The organism is Roseivirga sp. UBA838 (assembly GCF_002296035.1).
GTDB lineage: Bacteria > Bacteroidota > Bacteroidia > Cytophagales > Cyclobacteriaceae > Roseivirga > Roseivirga thermotolerans.
In genome coordinates this window covers 57,382-74,540 of the sequence record NZ_DBHC01000041.1, presented here as the reverse complement: position 1 = coordinate 74,540, position 17,159 = coordinate 57,382, and the positions used below count along the sequence as shown (strand labels likewise).

The following is a 17,159-nucleotide window of genomic DNA, read 5'->3' as shown; positions in this document are numbered from 1 at the left end:
AAAGAACGTCATGCCGGAAAAACAGGTCTTAAGCTCTCAAAAAGGCCTGTTTTATCCGGTATCTGAACAGAGCCCAAATGAGATTGCGGATATTTTCCTTTGCTGATGTGAAGTTTTCAGAGGAAAATTCCGCAATGACGTCCTAAGAGGGGGTATTTTACTACTTCCTTACATCGAACTCAGGTTATTTTAAACCCTCTATTTCATTGCTTCTCAACCGTACAACCTTTCAACGTTTACCCACCAAACCAATTTGGATTAACCAGTCTACCGAGAAGGTCCAGACAACCGCCCAAAAAATCCCAAAGATTAGCATATAGAGAAATACTTGCCTGCGTGGCGCTCCAACCGTGGCCACAAGAAGTGCCCCACCCGGTGGGGAAAGAACAAGTGGGGTAAGAAAGCACACCCCAACTATACCATACTTTCTCCATATTCTGACCATTCTACGGCTCTTTGGCGAAAACTTCTTAGGCTTTTTAATAAAGATGGGGATAACCTGAGCTTTAATCCGCTCTCCTAAAAAGTTGAAAAGCACCACACTGGTCATCAATCCGGCTACCGTAATTACAATAATTTCCAGATTGCTAAGCCCAAAGGCTGGCCCGAGCAAAGGGGGCAGAATGGATTTTAGGCAGGCCAGAAAGTAAAGCCACAAATAATTGATAAGGGTTGTCAACATACTACAAAATCGTCACCAGGTAAGTAACGTAAAAGAGCAACAAGATGATGCCGGAAGGTGTTCCGAGTCTTTTGCGAAGTAGCATAAGCGGCAAAATACCTAAGCTTATTGCGAGCATCCACAGCATGTCGCTAGAAATAATGATTTGGTTAACATCAAGCGGATGAATCATGCTTGTGATACCAAGAATGGAGAGTATGTTAAAGATATTGGACCCAAGTAAATTGCCCAGAGCCAAATCCGTTTCTCCTTTTTTGGCAGCAATTACCGAGGTAAAAAGCTCCGGTAAACTTGTGCCAATAGCCAATATGGTGAGTCCTATAATACGCTGAGAAACCCCAAGATCAGTGGCTATGTCTGCCGCACCATCAATAAACCAGTTGGAGCCGAAGTAGAGGCAGGCTCCTCCAATGGCTAATAAAAGAAGGTCTTTAAATTTCTCAAAAGTCGTGTCTTTGTCCGGCTCAATGGTATAATCCAGCTTCACCTGATCTTTCTTGGTTTTGATGAGTAGAACAATAAGGTAAATCACCAGGCAACCAAAGAGTATTCCACCCTCCCATGAGGTTAATTTCTGATCGAGTACAAACAGATAGAGTAAAATGCTGGCAACCATGGTTGTGAGCCAGTCTCTGGTGGCTGTTCCTCGGTGAATGGGTATATAGCCAAACAGACAGGCAACGCCCAGCACCAAGGCAAGGTTAGAAATGTTGGAGCCTACCACGTTGCCCATGGCAAAATCAGGAGCCTCTTTGAGAGCAGCATTAAGACTCACCAGCAACTCAGGGGCAGAAGTGCTAAAGGCCACAATAGTGAGCCCAATAACCATGGCACTCACGTTAAACCTGAGTGCGATTCTCGATGCTCCCTTTACCAGAAAGTCTCCGCCCGCAATCAGCAGTACCAAACCAAGAACAAGTACAATAATATCCAACAGCATTCAACTCACAGTTTCCGGCCAAAGGCCAGGTCTCCGGCATCTCCTAATCCGGGCACGATATAATACTTTTCGTTGAGTTTTTCATCAAGGGCACATGACCATAGGTCGTATGGAGTGTTGAGTTCCCTCTGCAGATAGTCCACTCCTTCTGGTGCTGCAATAATAGTGGCAATGTGTAGCTTTTTAGGTGTGCCATTTTGCAACAAATGGTCTATGCTTTTTACAATCGATTTTCCGGTGGCCAACATAGGATCAACCACTACCACTACTTTATTGTTGAGGTCGGGAGCCGCCAAATAGTCCAGAGCTACCTCAACCGGTTCATTGGCCAAATGAGGTTTTCGGGCCGCGCCAATAAAACCAAATTCAGCCGAATCAAATACATCTTGAAAACCCTGGCTAAAGGGGAGGGCTGCCCTCAGAATGCTTATCACCACCACCTGATCGGCCAAAAAATGAGCTTGGCTTTTCACCAAAGGAGTTTCAATGGGGCGGGTTTCGTAAAGAAGTGTTTTAGAAATTTCGTAAGCCAGCAGTTGCCCCAGGCGCTTCATGTTATGGCGAAAGCGGAGCATATCGCTCTGACTCCCTACATGGCGTATCTCGGCTAAATATTGGTTGGCGATAGAGTTTTGCCTGTCTAGAATAAACATGAGCCTAAAATCTGCGGCAATTTATACTTTTATTCAGCGTCAGACCAATAATCTTACGGCTAGTCCTAATTTTGCACCATGCATAAGCTCGATTATTCCTTGCTTCACCAACTCTGCCGGATACATGCCCCTTCAGGCAATGAGATAGCCATGAAAGACTTTCTTCTCAAATACGTGAAGAAAAATAAATCTTTCTGGAAAGTAGAGCCGGAGATAATTCATGGTCCGGAATTTCAAGATTGCCTTATTCTAAAGTTTGGAAAACCAAGAACAGCCATATATGCCCATATGGATAGCATTGGCTTTACGGTTCGCTATCAAGACCAGCTAGTGCCTATTGGGGGGCCTAAGGCCGAAACAGGCTATAAGCTGGTTGGAGAAGATGCACTTGGCCCAATTGAGTGTGAGCTGGTAGAAAATGATGGAGACCTGCACTATAAATTTGCCAGGGGTATACAGCGCGGTACAGAACTCGTATTTAAGTGCGACTTTAGAGAGTCAGAAGAATATGTACAATCGTGCTATCTCGATAACCGGCTCGGGGTGTTCAATGCACTCAAGGTTGCCGAAACACTAGAAGACGGACTCATAATTTTTAGCTGTTGGGAAGAACACGGAGGAGGTTCGGTGTCTTATTTGGCCAGGCATATGGTTGAAAAGTGGGGGGTTACTCAGGCCCTTATTTCAGACATTACCTGGATAACCGAAGGAGTAGAGCATGGCCAGGGAGTGGCTATCTCTATGCGAGACCGCAGTATTCCCAGAAGGTCTTTTGTCAATCGTATCATCGAGTTGGCCGAAGAATCGGGTATTCCATACCAGTTAGAGGTAGAAGGAGCCGGGGGCAGCGATGGCAAAGAGCTCCAAGCCTCGCCTTATCCCATCGACTGGTGCTTTGTAGGCGCACCGGAAGATAATGTACACAGTCCCGATGAACTGGTACATAAAAGCGATATTGTGAGCATGATTCAGTTATATTCAACTTTAATGAAACGCCTGTAAAACCCACCACCCGAATGATCATTCACGACAAACAGTTTGAGCTGTTTATTTCTTCCAATCAAATTCAAAGTCAAATTGCCGATTTAGCAGAGCGCATATCGGCCGACTATGCCGATAAATGTCCCCTGTTTATAGGAGTGTTAAACGGCTCGTTTATGTTTGCCTCCGATTTGCTCAAAGAAGTAAATATTCCGGCCGAAATCACCTTTATAAAAGTAGCCTCTTATGCCGGTATGCAAAGCACCGGAAAAACCAGAGAGCTTTTGGGCTTAAGTCAGTCCGTAAAAGACCGGCACGTGGTGGTGGTAGAAGATATTGTAGACTCCGGTATAACCATGGAAGGCATTATTCATCAACTTGAGCAAGCCGGAGTGGCCAGTGTAGAGGTGGCATCGCTTTTACTGAAACCCGAATGTTTACAAAGAGAAGTAGACGTTAAATACGTTGGGTTTGAGATTCCTGAGAAATTTGTGGTTGGCTACGGACTCGACTATGATGGTTTAGGGAGAAATCTCAAAGATATCTATCAATTGAGGCTCGACTAGTGATTATGCTTTATATTTGTGCCTTTCTAAAAAACCAATCTTCATGATTAACATAGTTTTGTTTGGCCCTCCGGGCGCGGGTAAGGGAACGCAGAGTCAGAAAATCATTGATACTTTCCAACTTAAACATATATCTACAGGCGATTTATTCAGAAAACATCTGGGCGAGGGGACCGATCTTGGTAAGAAAGCACAGTCTTATATGGACAATGGAAAACTTGTGCCCGATGAGGTTGTAATTGGTATGGTCGATGACTTCTTAAATGCCAATAGCGATGCTAAGGGCTTTATTTTTGATGGATTTCCCCGAACTGTGGCTCAGGCCGAGGCTCTTGACGAGCTTTTGAAAAACCGCAACACAAAGATCGATCAGATGATCATGCTGAATGTGCCTGAAGATGAGTTAAAGAGAAGATTGTTGGAAAGAGGAAAAACCTCTGGCCGGGCAGACGACCAGAATGAAGAAAAGATAAACGTAAGAATTCAGGAATATCTCAACAAAACTTTACCGGTTGCAGAATTCTACGAAAAACAAGGTAAGGCCAGCAAAATAAATGGGGTAGGCACCATTGACGGAATCTTTGAAGAGATATCGTCAGCCATAGAGGCCCTTCGATAGGCAGTAAAGACCTTACTCGTTTGGGTGATGAGGGGCAATGCAGGTACCCCTAGAGCATCTGAGAGTAAGTCTGTATATTAGAATAAATCAATCAATGGCAGGTTCCAATTTTATCGATCACGTACGGCTTTATTGTAAGTCGGGCAATGGAGGTGCCGGCTCGGTACATTTCAGACGAGAAAAGCACGTTCCTAAGGGAGGCCCCGATGGCGGCAATGGAGGCCGGGGAGGCCATATTATTTTACGTGGCAACAAGCAAATGTGGACCCTGCTTCACTTGCGGTATCAAAAACATGTATTTGCCGAACACGGTCAGCCCGGAGGAGGACAAAGAAGTACGGGTGCCGATGGAGCCGACATAATTCTCGATGTACCGCTGGGTACTGTGGCCAAGACTGTAGAACCGGAAGAAAAGGTTCTGTTCGAAATTACCGAAGATGGAGAAGAAAGAATCCTTCTTCAGGGAGGTCGTGGAGGCCTGGGCAACGAAAATTTCAAAACAGCGACCAATCAGACCCCCCGTTTTGCTCAGCCAGGAGAAGCGGGAGAAGAGGCTCTCTGTGTATTGGAGCTAAAACTTCTGGCCGATGTAGGACTGGTTGGCTTCCCCAATGCCGGAAAGTCAACACTGCTTTCGGTGCTTTCTGCGGCCAAGCCGGAAATTGCCGATTATCCTTTCACTACCCTCGTGCCCAATCTGGGCGTGGTGTCTTACAGAGACCATAAGTCTTTTGTGATGGCCGACATTCCGGGTATTATAGAAGGAGCAGCCGAAGGAAAAGGCCTGGGAATTCGTTTCCTTCGACATATAGAACGAAATTCGATCCTTCTTTTCCTTGTTCCTGCCGATGCCACTGACATTCAAAAGGAGTATGACATTCTGCTAGGCGAACTGAAAAAGTATAACCCCGAACTGCTCGATAAAGAAAGAATACTGGCCATTTCCAAATGCGATATGCTCGATGAGCAAATGATGAATGAAATGGAGGAGCTTCTCCCCAAAGACATAGAAAGTGTGTTCATTTCTTCAGTGGCCCAGCAAGGATTACAGCAGCTCAAAGACCTCATCTGGAAGAGGCTTAATGCCTAACCTGACAACGGAGTCTTTGCCCTAGTAAAGGCTTTATGCCATATTGACACCTTTAAAGGGCTTGGCAAAAAAATTGTACCACCGCACGCGGTTTATCAAAGTAAACAATGGCAAAGGAAAAGAAAGCGAATAATAAGCAAGAACAGAACGAAGTATTGGAAGCTGAAAAGCAAACTGCCACTGAAGAAGCTGTAGCCGAGAAGGAACAGGAAAATGAGCAGGAACAAGAACTTTCGGCAGAGGAGAAACTCGCTATAGAACTCGATGAAGCCAAAGACAAATACCTAAGGCTATATTCAGAGTTCGAGAACTTTAGAAGAAGAAGCGCCAAAGAAAGAATAGAGTTAATTTCAACGGCCTCTTCCGATCTTATTAAGGAGCTTCTGCCAACAATAGATGATTTTGAAAGAGCGAAAAAGGCCAACGAAAATCAGGAAGATGTGGCAGTGCTTAAAGAAGGTTTCGACCTTATTTCATCCAAGCTTTTTAAGACCCTCGAGTCTAAAGGGTTGAAGGTAATGGAGACAGAAAAAGGAACCGATTTCGATGCCGATTTACATGAGGCAGTAACACAGTTTCCGGTGGAAGACGAATCATTGAAAGGTAAAATTATAGACACGGTAGAGAAAGGATACTATCTGGGAGACAAGGTAATTCGTTTCGCTAAAGTGGTGATAGGAGCTTAATATGGCAAAAAGAGACTACTACGAAATACTGGGCGTAAGCAAAAATGCTACTGACGATGAGCTAAAGAAGGCCTATCGGAAGATGGCAATAAAATATCACCCGGATAAAAACCCGGACGATAAAGAGGCGGAAGAAAAGTTTAAAGAAGCTGCCGAAGCTTATGAAGTCTTGAGCAACAAAGAAAAGAGAGCTCAATACGACAGATTTGGCCATGAAGGTATGCGTGGTGGCTTTGGTGGAGCCGGTGGCGGCATGAATATGGAAGATATCTTCTCCCAGTTTGGAGATATCTTTGGCGGGGGAAGTCCATTTGAAAGTTTCTTTGGAGGAGGCGGAGGCCGAAGACAGCGAAAAGGCACCAACCTGCGCATTAAACTAAAGCTCACCCTCGATGAAATAGCCAACGGTGTTGAGAAGAAGATAAAAGTAAACCGTTTGGTCAATGCCGAAGGAGTAACCTACAAAACTTGTAGTACCTGTGGAGGCTCCGGCCAAATGAAGAAAGTAGTAAATACTATGCTTGGCCAAATGGTGTCGGCCAGCACTTGCCATACCTGCAACGGTTCAGGACAAACCATCGATAAAAGACCTCCGGGTGTAGATAGCACCGGACTGGAAATGAAAGAGGAGGTTATTCCTATTAAAATTCCGGCCGGTGTAGCCGAAGGCATGCAGTTGTCTATGTCGGGCAAAGGAAATATGGCCCCCGGTGGGGGAGCTCCGGGCGACTTGCTCATTGTAATTGAAGAAATAGAAGATGAGCAGCTCAAAAGAGACGGCAACAATGTGGTTTATGACCTGTACGTGAGCTTTATAGATGCTGCCCTCGGTGGCAGTATGGAGGTGCCCACAATTGACGGTAAAGTGAGAATTAAAATAGACCCGGGCACTCAGAGTGGCAAAATTTTACGTCTTCGTGGCAAAGGGATAAAAGATATTAATGGTTATGGCAAAGGAGACCAACTCATTCATGTAAATGTTTGGACTCCCAAAAACCTATCGAAGGAGGAAACGGAAACTCTGGAAAAGCTAAGGCACTCCGATAACTTCAGGCCTAATCCGGGAAAAGGAGAAAAAGGCTTCTTCGAGAAGATTAAGGAGTTCTTTTAACGTATTATATTGAGGCTGCCTCAAAGGCCAGGTGTGTGTCGCCCTGAGCTGGCCTGTCGGTAGACAAGTTCAGAATGACGAGCTTTGAAGCTTTTGAGACAGCCTCTTTTCTATGTAGATTCCCTCCAACTCAGGAATGACAGGTTGCTTTTTTTAGCCCCACAAAAAACTTCTAACTATTTTCAGGTAATTCCCGTATTATTCGGTTTGTAATTGATTGCAACCCAACGTTTAAACAAACCGTAAGCAAGAGCATGCAAAAAATACTTTTTCTGTTGGCCATTATAGGAGCAGTTGGAATTGAAGGGCTGGCACAGACAAAGAAACACTTTACTGTAGAAGCAAACCCAGCGTGCGAGAAAGTTAACTTTCTGCTCAAAGCATCTTCCGGTACCTGCGAAATAAGAACCCGGCTGGGTGAATTACCCATAAATATTATGGGGCATCACAATGAAGACTACATTTCTTCCGATTTCGGACAGCGCATGGAGGGCAGTACCCTGCACACCTGGCTTAGCTTAAAAGACAACGGAAACGAAGGTTTTGGTGCCAAACTCTCCAAAATATTCGGTAAGAAGACTACCGATGAGGAAAACTACTGGAACATTTACTTTACCGATTTCAGGCCATACAGGCTCGATTTGAACTATGGCGTAGGTAAGGCATATATAGACCTCTCCGATATTGCCGTAGAAGACTGCCGTATTACTTCCGGTAATGCCCATGTAAAAGTTGGCTATCTCTCCAAAGTTCAAAACCGTATGGAAATGGATACTTTCATGGTGTCTGTAGACTTAGGAGATGTTGAAATTGAACGCCTTGACTTGGCTCGTGCAAGAAGTATTCTGGCCGAAGTGGGTTTTGGTTCGTTGGTACTGGACTTTGAAGAACAACCTCAGGTTTCGAGTGATATATGGGCCAGAGTGGGGGCCGGAAGCCTAACCATTAACCTGCCTTCTAACGAAGTTCCAGTAATTGTTCGAATGAAGGATACCTCCTACAGAAAGCTTAAGCTTCCTTCAGGATACGAAAAAGTTCGTGAAAACGTATTTGTGAGCCCCGGCTATAATACAGGAGCCCAAAACATCCTTACATTCAATATAGATCTCTCCATGGGCAGTGTGGTCTTTACCAACGACTGATATTCGCAAACACCATATGCCATCAAGCGGTAAGATATTCCGCTTACGCTATTCATCTGTGTCAGTTCTTCTTATTTGTTCAAATTAGATTGGGCTTTTTAGGGTAAGCACTCAAAAGGTACTAACTTTTATTCCAACTAAAACTCAACAATTTTGAACATCTTAGAGGCCAATCATGTCACCAAGCGGTATGCAGAGCATACTGCCCTCAATGACGTTAGCATTAGCATTCCTAAGCAGTCAATATTCGGCTTGCTAGGTCCCAATGGGGCAGGAAAAACAACCCTCATTCGTATTGTTAACCAAATAATTATGGCCGATGAAGGTCAGGTTTTGATCAACGGAGAAAAGCTTGAACCTAAACATATTGGCGTAATAGGATATTTGCCCGAAGAGCGAGGGCTATACAAAAAAATGAAGGTAGGGGAGCAATTACTCTACCTGGCTCAGCTCAAAGGGTTGTCTACCCCCGAAGCAAAAAGGAGAATTAAATTCTGGCTCGATAAGCTCGGATTATACGATTGGGCCGGCAAAAAGGTAGAAGACCTATCTAAAGGTATGGCACAAAAAATTCAGTTTATAGCCACTGTGTTGCACGAGCCTCAATTACTTATTTTAGATGAGCCCTTTTCAGGTTTCGACCCGGTAAATGCCAATCTCATAAAAGACGAAATTTTTGAGCTTAGAGAAAAAGGTGCTACCGTAATCTTCTCCACCCACCGAATGGAATCTGTTGAACAGCTGTGCGACCATATTGCGCTTATCAATAAATCACAGAAAATACTGGATGGTCCTAAGAACGATATCCGAAACTCCTATAAACTCAATCAGTATGAGGTAACCTTTAAAGGAACCCTTCAGTCGGGTGTTAGCCTTTCCGTACTCAAAGAGGAGGTGTCAGATATGGGGCTCAATAAGGCCATAATTGAATCTAAAAATGGAGAGTCGCCCAACGAATTGCTTAAAGAGCTCATCAACAAAATAGAAGTCCACTCCTTCGTGGAAATCATTCCATCAATCAACGATATATTCATCAACATTGTAAAAGGAGGTCAATCATGAAACAGATTTTCTTAGTACTTAAAAGAGAGTATTTAACTCGGGTTAAAAAGAAGTCGTTTCTTCTGGCCACCCTTCTGACACCGCTGGTATTGCCAACCATAATTTTTGCCATTGTCTATTTCTCAACCAAAGACAAAGACTCCCGGCACGATGAGATTTTGGTATTAGATGAGAGCGGCTATTTCTCAGAGGTATTCGATGCCAGTGGCTATGACTTTACCTATGTTACCGGAGACCTTGAAGAGCGAAAGAAAACCTTTCAGACGGAGGGCGCTTTTGGGTTGCTCTACATTCCATCGCTCGATTTGTCTGATATTTCAGTAACTCGGTTCGAAGGTTTTCAGTTTTACTCAGAAACCAACCCAAGCATTCGCACCATGGAACGTCTGGAGCGTTCTATTGAAACCCGCCTGGAAGACCTGAAACTTCAAAGATCAGGGTTGGATCAGGACATTATCAGTAAGCTTCAGGTAAACGCTAACCTTACGACATATAACATTACAGAAGAAGGGGAAGCCAAAGAAAGTAACAGTGGTTTAAGCTTTGCCATTGGCTATGGTACCGGCTTTCTCATTTACATGTTCATATTCGTTTACGGATCGCAGATTATGCAATCCGTTCTTGATGAAAAAACCAGCCGTATTGTTGAGGTAATTGTTTCTTCAGTAAGACCTTTTCAGCTTATGATGGGCAAGGTACTTGGAGTGGGGGCTGTGGGCTTCACTCAGTTGCTCATTTGGATAGTGCTCATTGCTACACTTTCTACGGTAGGCTTGGGTATTTTGGCCGGAAACAGTGATGTGCTCATGGAGGCGGCTTCGCAGCAGGTTCCTCAAGAGGCCCTTACTCAACAGCAGGAAATGGCCGCCAAAATAACTGCCATGATTGCCACGGTGCCCGTAACCAAGATTCTACTGTGCTTTCTTTTTTATTTCCTTGGAGCATACTTTCTCTACGGAGCGCTTTATGCGGCAGTGGGCTCTGCTGTAGATAGCCTGCAAGATGCACAGCAGTTTATGTTCCCAATAGTAATACCCATTATTGCCTCTATAATGGCCATGTTCTTTGTGCTAGACGATCCCAATGGCGGAATGGCCATAACCCTTTCTTTAATTCCGTTTACCTCGCCAATTATAATGATGGCCAGAATACCATTTGGTGTTCCCGATTGGCAGTTGGCTTTGTCTATGGTACTGCTTATTGCCGGCTTTGTAGGTACCATTTATGTGGCAGGAAGAATTTACAGAATTGGAATTCTGATGTATGGAGTAAAAGTAAACTGGAAGATTATGAAAAAGTGGTTTACCATGAAGGTGTAACCACCCCTTATTGTATCATCCAAGAAAAGGCTATCTGGGAAGTAGAAATTTACTCCCGATAGCCTTTTCCTTTTTGTGAATGCACCAGTGTCTGAAGGAGTTCTTAAGTAACCGTTGATCAAATTTTTTTACTCCCTGTGTTTCAAACCACAGAAAGTGCGTTGTGTACTATAATTATTAACCAAAACTCAGCTTAACTTCAGGAATATGTGCCATGAGAAAGTCGCTCTGTTTCCGCCTAAATTAAAATTTGGCAACTCATCAATAATCTTATCTAATACGCTAATTTTCAGCAATATTGAACAACTATCCTAAGACTAAGAACTAATTAAAGTGAAGAAATTACTGCAATTTAAACTGCCGTTTGCCTCTCGCTTCTCTCTTTGTATTGCGCTCTTTTTTTGTGGTTTGCTCATGCAAAACCAGAGCTGGGCGCAGCTGGTATCGGGCAAAGTAGTGAGCGAAGAGACCAAGGCTTCTGTGCCCTACGCCAGTATTAAGCTAATTGGGCCTGAATATGCCAATAGAAGAGTTGGTGTTTCGGCCGATGAGAACGGCTTATTTACCCTGGCCATATCTAAGTTTCCGGTAACTCTCGAAATTACTTCAGTAGGTTATTTGCCTAAGCAGATAAACCTGGTGAAAGCCGAGCAAAACCTCATTATTCAGTTGGAGCCGGGCGATGTGGTGCTACAAGAAATGGTTTTTTCGGCCGAAAAAATAACCGAAGAGGAGCTCAGGTCTCCTATTCAAATTGAAAAGCTGACCGTGAAGGAGCTCACCAACACAGCCTCATTCAATTTTTATGATGCCGTGGTTAACCTCAAAGGTGTGGATGTGGCTACTCAAAGTATAGTAATTAATACCGTTAATACCCGAGGGTTTAATTCCAATACCAATCTTCGCTTCAGACAGTTTACCGATGGAATTGATGGTCAGGCACCGGGGCTTGGCTTTTCGCTTGGCAATATTGTGGGCCCCAGTGGACTGGACATTGAGTCGGTAGAGCTTATTCCCGGTCCAACCACTTCTAAATATGGTCCCGGAGCATTTAACGGTGTGCTGGATATGCGTACCAGAAACCCTTTTGATTATCGTGGGTTGAGTTTTGAGGTGAAAGGAGCCACTTTAGGTTCTGATCCGTACGATCAGAGCTTTATTAGCCTTGGAACCGACTTTTTAGGAGAAGCATCCTTTCGCTATGCTAATGCTATAAAAAACAAAGTAGGCTTTAAAGTGAACGGCTCAGTGCTTTCGGGGGTAGACTTTAAGGCTGTGAACTATGATAATATTGGCCCTGGAGCTGCATTTGAAGATACCCACTCCATAAGCAACCAGAGCATCAATGTGGTTAACCATTATGGAGACGATAGGGCGGCACTTTTGGTTGTACCAGTGAGGGTAACCCCACCCAATATGGATGGCCTTACACAGGTTTCCTTAAGAGATACGGCCTTTTTCGTGACCCGCAAAGGATACAGAGAAGAAGACCTGGTGAACTATAACGCACAGAACATAAAGCTCAATGGTTCACTTCACGTTAAACTTACCCCTAAGACTGAATTGGTGATAGCTTCCTTTTTTGGCAAAGCTTCAACCATGATTACCGGAGACGATCGAATAGCCCTGCGTGACTTTGAGATTCAGCAACATAAGGTGGAAGTAACCAACGAGAAGTTCAATATTAGAGGGTATACCACCATGCAAGATGCCGGAAATACCTACAATGTTGGGCGGCTGGCCGAAGTAATGATTCAGACAGCTAAACCCGATGCTGCCTGGTATAACCAATTCAGAAACCTTTACATTGCCGGAAGAGGCAATTACCAAACCGTGAGAAATATAGCAGACTCGGGTTTTCCCGGAGGCAGTGGCTATGAGAGCCGATACAAACCGGGTACAGAGCGGTTTGATTCGCTGCGTCAGGTAGTCATTAACTCCATTGATCCACGAAACGGAGCCAGGATTTTCGATAAGTCAAGATTGTATCACGTAGAGGCCAGTGCTAAGCTCAATGCCTGGGAAGACTTTTTCGATTCTTTCGAAGTAGGTGCCAGTGCCAGAATGTATGACCCGGAGTCGAGAGGGACCATCTTTACAGATAGTATTGGCAATGACGTAACTAACTTTGAGTATGGAGCCTTTGCAGAAATGAGCCATAAGATAGACAGCCGCACCGATGCTACTGCTTCTTTGCGGGTTGATAAAAACGAGAACTTTAACATCATTACCAGCCAGCGTATTTCGGCAGTAAGAGAAATTAAGCCCAATACCTTTGTGCGTGGCTCCCTGCAGCGCGGTCAACGTTTGCCAAACATCCGCGAGCAGTTCTTTAACCAGAACCTTGGAGACCTCACCATTGTAGGAGGCTTGCCCGAGGTAGTCGATCAGTACGATCTACAGAACAATGCTTTTTTAGAAAGCGCACTCAATAAATACAATCAGGCCATAGGAAGTGAGATTAACAGAATACTGGCTCAACCCAATGGGCAGGTCAATGTGGAAAGTCTGAAATACCGCTACCTGAGCATTCTGGAAGATGGAATTATAGGTACTGATCAGTTCAATGGCATAAAGCCCGAAACCATTACCAGTTTCGAGGTAGGCTTCAGGAGTTTGGTAGAGTCCAAACGCTTGTTCGAAGCTATTTTATACGTTAACCACTACCGTAATTTTATTGGAGTTACCCGAGTAATTAAGCCAAGGACCAGTCCGCTTACCGACTTGACTTTGGCGGCAGAGCAAGCCAACAACCCTGGTACAAGCGATCAATACTATGTTTCTGACAACTCCAGAAACGCAATTATTACTCAGGGGCTTGAACTTGTTTATGATGTAACCAGCGATGAAGGGACCAACTTTGTGGTCAATACTACTTTTGCTAACATAATTCAGAACACTGACGACCCACTTACCCCCGGTTTTAATACACCGTCTTTCAAGCTTAACCTCACCCTTGGTCACGACCGGATAAGTAAGAACTTCGGAGGCAAAGTTTCCTGGAGGTATCGTTCGGCTTACGATTGGGAAAGCAACTTTGTAGACGGCCGTATACCGGGCTACAATACTTTCGATTTTCAGATGACCTACAGAATTCCGAAGATTTATGGGGCCATTCGTTTTGGTGGAAATAATGTGCTCAACAATGCACAGTTCAATGCATTTGGCGGTCCGGAGATTACCGCATTCTATTATTTGTCTTTTGGGTTTGATCCATTCTAAAGTGCTGAGCAATGAGAACAATTAAAATGAACCGAAATATTTTAGCAGCTATAGCCTTGCTTTTGGTAGTGGGTAGTTGCAGCTATGAATTTCCTGAGCCTCCGGAAGAAACCGTTGGCCAGCTCGAGAGTGCCGACATTTCTAAAACCGTTTTTGTAGGAGGTACTCTACTGAGTGGTGTACACAATGGTGCCTTAACCACAGAATTTGCTCAATACTCTTTGCCACAGGTTTTTCTAAATCATTTTGAGGGAAACAGCAGTGCCAACTGGCAGAACTTTTCGCCTGCCGTAGAAAGCACTAATGGATTTAACATATATGAGAATACACTTTTGAGCGAAACGGTGGGGCAATACGACTTGTTTTACCCAACTGCTGATACTACCGATTTTAAGCGGACAACTACAGAAGGCGAGGCCTTTGCCTATAGCAATGCCGGTGGAGAGATATTAAACTTTTCTTTTCCTAAGGCACAGTTACTGGATTTAACAGAGACCAATACTTCCAACCCGTTCATCGCATCATTCAATGTGGGCAATACATCGGTGGTTCAGGCTGCCGTAGCCCAAGACCCTACATTCTTTGTACTCAATCTGGGCTATGAAGATGTATTGGCCTACGCCATGAAGGGAGCAGAGGGGGCTGCATCGTTGACAGACGCCAGCAACTATAATCCGGGAGACATGCCTTCCGTAGCTCTTTTCGAAAGTAAGTTCAATGAGGTGGTAGATGCCTTCCTGCAGGCAAACCCCAATACCAAAGGGGCTGTTTTCAATCTGCCCGACCTGCTCAAGCTGCCCTACTTCATAGAGTTAAGGTTCGACCTTACTCCATACGTGAAAGGTACGCCCAAACTTAACCGAATAAGAAGCGAGGCTTCCCAATACAATCAGAGCCTTGATAATTATTATCGACAGAATCCGAATATCCCGTTTGAAGACAGAAGACCTTATTTGGATTTTGCAGCAGACCGAGAGTTCAATTGGGGTATTTTGGTTATCGATGAAGACTTACCGGAAGCGTATTATTCTAATGGGCAGCCCATACCTAAAGTAAGGCATCTGAAGAGAGAAGAGCGTGTGTTCTATCCCGCAGAAAGCTTTTTGAGAACCACCAAAGGTCATTTGCCCGGCAATGCACTTAGCGAGGAGGAGTATCTTAAAGAAGAAGATATTGAACTCATAACCAACCGAATTGCAGCCTATAACCAGGTAATAGCCAACAAAGTAGCTCAGTCTAATGGCCGATTGGCTCTCATCGATACACATGCCTATTATGAGAAGCTCTATGAGGGCCTCAACCTATTGCTCAACAGAAAGCCTAATGGAGTAGATATTGAAGGGGTGAATTTCTTTCCCGGTATTTCCAAGTTCGGCATATTTTCAGCCGATGGACTAAACCTTAACCCAAGAGGAAATGCCCTAATGACTTCGATACTTATAGAAACATTGGAAACTACTTTTGGAGGAGACTTAAAAAATGTAGACCCTAATGCCTACAAGGGTACTCCAATAAGGGCAGCCACTTCAGGAAACTAATTCAACAGAAGAATCGAAAAGAGGCTGTCTCAGAAGCCGGTTGAGCGTCACCCAGAACTTGCCTGTCTGCGGTAGACAAGTTTAGAATAGCAAATTTTGGAGCTTTGAGACAGCCTCTTTCTTTTTTTAGGCCGTAGGTGAGTTAATAGCCACTGACCACCAAGGTTTTGCTGAAGTTTTATCAATTGAAACCGATTTGGGGATTGTTAAAAATGCTACTTCTTAAAACATGCCCTGCTCCTGAACGTTTTCGAAATGCATATTTTCATTACTTTCCTGTATGCATAACCCTTTTAAAGGTTCATTGAAGATCGACTTTTACACCAATCAGTCTAAAATCAAATGGTTTATACTTTTGGTGGCCATTATTATTGGCACAGGCTCAATAGTATACACCAATGAGTTGGTAGATCGCCTAAAAAAAGGAGAGGAGGAAAAAATAAAGCTTTGGGCAGAGGCCGTTGAGTTTTCAGGCTCCTCTCTGGTCGATGAATCTGCGCTTACTTTCATTTCTTCCAACATTATTACCCCCGACAACACCTTGCCTGTGATACTGGTCGACTCCGCCTCGCAAGAAATATTGCTCTCCAGAAATGTTGTTGATTCTACGGCTTCTATCGATAAACGAGAGCGGCAATTGGAGAAGACGCTTGAGAAAATGAAGCGCGAAAATGAACCTTTCCCTATTATGGTTCGCAATGCCACAGATGGTAGTCTGGCCGATATACAATACGTTTACTACCGCAACTCCTATATTTTGCGGCAGCTGAGAGCCTATCCGTACATACAGCTGAGTGTGATTGCCATATTTGCGTTTATCGCCTATTTGGCATTTTCTTATAGCCGCAGGGCCGAACAGAACAGGGTTTGGGTGGGAATGGCCAAAGAAACGGCCCACCAGTTGGGTACGCCACTTTCGTCATTAATGGCCTGGTTAGAATACCTCAAAGCCATGCCCGAGCTGAAAGACAAACAAGAACTTGTGCAGGAATTGGACAAAGATGTTGAACGTCTGGAACGAATAACCGCCAGATTTTCTAACATTGGCTCCTTGCCGGTTTTAAAATCTGAGCCTGTAGAGCAGGTTATAGATCATTGCCTTGCGTATCTTAAACCCCGTTTGTCGTCTAAGGTGCACATGAGTATAGAGGCAAGAGAACCCAACCTTATGGCCCAAATAAACAAGCCTTTGTTTGAATGGGTGGTAGAAAACATAGTGAAAAATGGAGTAGACGCTATGAGTGGCATTGGTCAAATTAAGGTGGTGATTGGTCGCGATTCTACTCATGAGGTGTTTGTAGATATTTCAGACAATGGAAAGGGCATACCCAAAAGCAAGCTGAACGATGTGTTTAAGCCGGGTTATACTACCAAAAAGAGAGGATGGGGTTTAGGTCTGGCCCTAGCCAGGCGAATTATTGAAAATTACCATCAGGGAAAGATTTTTGTAAAGTCCTCTCAGATAGATATTGGCACTACGTTTCGTATTCTTTTGAGGGCGTAGAAAGCTCTCAAATTAAGCCCTCTATTTTCAACATAACCTTTTGG

At 44.2% G+C, this 17,159-nt stretch carries 15 protein-coding genes; 12 read left to right on the top strand and 3 right to left on the bottom strand.

The annotated features are described in order from the left end of the window. Positions 1–229 precede the first annotated feature (229 nt). From B3O12_RS15025 to upp, 3 genes are read right to left on the bottom strand one after another with little or no spacing between them, the layout of a single operon-like run. On the bottom strand, positions 230–682 hold the full coding sequence (locus tag B3O12_RS15025) for a hypothetical protein (protein WP_286756887.1): 453 nt from the start codon (positions 680–682) through the stop codon (positions 230–232). A gap of 1 nt (position 683) precedes the next feature. After that, on the bottom strand, positions 684–1,622 hold the full coding sequence (locus tag B3O12_RS15020; RefSeq protein WP_189628459.1) for a calcium/sodium antiporter: 939 nt from the start codon (positions 1,620–1,622) through the stop codon (positions 684–686). A 5-nt stretch (positions 1,623–1,627) separates the two neighbouring features. After that, positions 1,628–2,275 (bottom strand): uracil phosphoribosyltransferase, encoded by a 648-nt coding sequence (upp, locus tag B3O12_RS15015; protein ID WP_189628458.1) that lies wholly within the window; start codon positions 2,273–2,275, stop codon positions 1,628–1,630. Between the two features lie 78 nt (positions 2,276–2,353). On the opposite strand from upp, the gene B3O12_RS15010 reads away from it, so the two are divergent. From B3O12_RS15010 to B3O12_RS14955, 12 genes are all read left to right on the top strand, one after another. Further along, positions 2,354–3,277, top strand: a complete 924-nt coding sequence (locus B3O12_RS15010) for a M20/M25/M40 family metallo-hydrolase (protein ID WP_189628457.1) — start codon at positions 2,354–2,356, stop codon at positions 3,275–3,277. A gap of 14 nt (positions 3,278–3,291) precedes the next feature. Further along, positions 3,292–3,822 (top strand): hypoxanthine phosphoribosyltransferase, encoded by a 531-nt coding sequence (gene hpt / locus B3O12_RS15005; protein ID WP_286747311.1) that lies wholly within the window; start codon positions 3,292–3,294, stop codon positions 3,820–3,822. A 43-nt stretch (positions 3,823–3,865) separates the two neighbouring features. Then, positions 3,866–4,441, top strand: coding sequence for an adenylate kinase (locus tag B3O12_RS15000; RefSeq protein WP_189628455.1), 576 nt, complete (start codon positions 3,866–3,868; stop codon positions 4,439–4,441). A 94-nt stretch (positions 4,442–4,535) separates the two neighbouring features. Further along, complete coding sequence (gene obgE, locus B3O12_RS14995; protein ID WP_189628454.1) at positions 4,536–5,531, top strand: GTPase ObgE; 996 nt, start codon at positions 4,536–4,538, stop codon at positions 5,529–5,531. Positions 5,532–5,638: 107 nt separating this feature from the next. Further along, complete coding sequence (locus B3O12_RS14990; protein WP_286747313.1) at positions 5,639–6,217, top strand: nucleotide exchange factor GrpE; 579 nt, start codon at positions 5,639–5,641, stop codon at positions 6,215–6,217. 1 nt (position 6,218) lies between these two features. After that, positions 6,219–7,328, top strand: coding sequence for a molecular chaperone DnaJ (gene dnaJ, locus B3O12_RS14985; RefSeq protein WP_189628452.1), 1,110 nt, complete (start codon positions 6,219–6,221; stop codon positions 7,326–7,328). A gap of 254 nt (positions 7,329–7,582) precedes the next feature. After that, the gene (locus B3O12_RS14980; RefSeq protein WP_189628451.1) at positions 7,583–8,470 is read left to right on the top strand and encodes a hypothetical protein; all 888 of its coding nucleotides are present in this window, start codon (positions 7,583–7,585) and stop codon (positions 8,468–8,470) included. 153 nt (positions 8,471–8,623) lie between these two features. Next, the gene (locus B3O12_RS14975; RefSeq protein ID WP_370298736.1) at positions 8,624–9,532 is read left to right on the top strand and encodes an ABC transporter ATP-binding protein; all 909 of its coding nucleotides are present in this window, start codon (positions 8,624–8,626) and stop codon (positions 9,530–9,532) included. Further along, entirely contained in the window at positions 9,529–10,851 is a 1,323-nt protein-coding gene (locus tag B3O12_RS14970; RefSeq protein WP_286747315.1) for an ABC transporter permease, read from the top strand. Before B3O12_RS14975 ends, B3O12_RS14970 begins: the two co-directional genes overlap by 4 nt. Positions 10,852–11,184: 333 nt before the next feature. Continuing rightward, positions 11,185–14,073 (top strand): TonB-dependent receptor, encoded by a 2,889-nt coding sequence (locus B3O12_RS14965; protein WP_286756886.1) that lies wholly within the window; start codon positions 11,185–11,187, stop codon positions 14,071–14,073. Between the two features lie 11 nt (positions 14,074–14,084). Then, positions 14,085–15,611, top strand: coding sequence for a hypothetical protein (locus B3O12_RS14960; RefSeq protein ID WP_286756884.1), 1,527 nt, complete (start codon positions 14,085–14,087; stop codon positions 15,609–15,611). Positions 15,612–15,891: 280 nt separating this feature from the next. Then, a complete protein-coding gene (locus B3O12_RS14955) occupies positions 15,892–17,115 on the top strand; it encodes a sensor histidine kinase (protein ID WP_286747318.1) in 1,224 nt (407 codons plus the stop codon). Positions 17,116–17,159: the final 44 nt, after the last annotated feature.

Coding starts and splice junctions, on each gene's coding strand:
- B3O12_RS15025 (WP_286756887.1), bottom strand. CDS start 682: ATGTTGACAACCCTTATCAATTATTTGTGGCTTTACTTTCTGGCCTGC.
- B3O12_RS15020 (WP_189628459.1), bottom strand. CDS start 1,622: ATGCTGTTGGATATTATTGTACTTGTTCTTGGTTTGGTACTGCTGATT.
- upp (WP_189628458.1), bottom strand. CDS start 2,275: ATGTTTATTCTAGACAGGCAAAACTCTATCGCCAACCAATATTTAGCC.
- B3O12_RS15010 (WP_189628457.1), top strand. CDS start 2,354: ATGCATAAGCTCGATTATTCCTTGCTTCACCAACTCTGCCGGATACAT.
- hpt (WP_286747311.1), top strand. CDS start 3,292: ATGATCATTCACGACAAACAGTTTGAGCTGTTTATTTCTTCCAATCAA.
- B3O12_RS15000 (WP_189628455.1), top strand. CDS start 3,866: ATGATTAACATAGTTTTGTTTGGCCCTCCGGGCGCGGGTAAGGGAACG.
- obgE (WP_189628454.1), top strand. CDS start 4,536: ATGGCAGGTTCCAATTTTATCGATCACGTACGGCTTTATTGTAAGTCG.
- B3O12_RS14990 (WP_286747313.1), top strand. CDS start 5,639: ATGGCAAAGGAAAAGAAAGCGAATAATAAGCAAGAACAGAACGAAGTA.
- dnaJ (WP_189628452.1), top strand. CDS start 6,219: ATGGCAAAAAGAGACTACTACGAAATACTGGGCGTAAGCAAAAATGCT.
- B3O12_RS14980 (WP_189628451.1), top strand. CDS start 7,583: ATGCAAAAAATACTTTTTCTGTTGGCCATTATAGGAGCAGTTGGAATT.
- B3O12_RS14970 (WP_286747315.1), top strand. CDS start 9,529: ATGAAACAGATTTTCTTAGTACTTAAAAGAGAGTATTTAACTCGGGTT.
- B3O12_RS14960 (WP_286756884.1), top strand. CDS start 14,085: ATGAGAACAATTAAAATGAACCGAAATATTTTAGCAGCTATAGCCTTG.
- B3O12_RS14955 (WP_286747318.1), top strand. CDS start 15,892: ATGCATAACCCTTTTAAAGGTTCATTGAAGATCGACTTTTACACCAAT.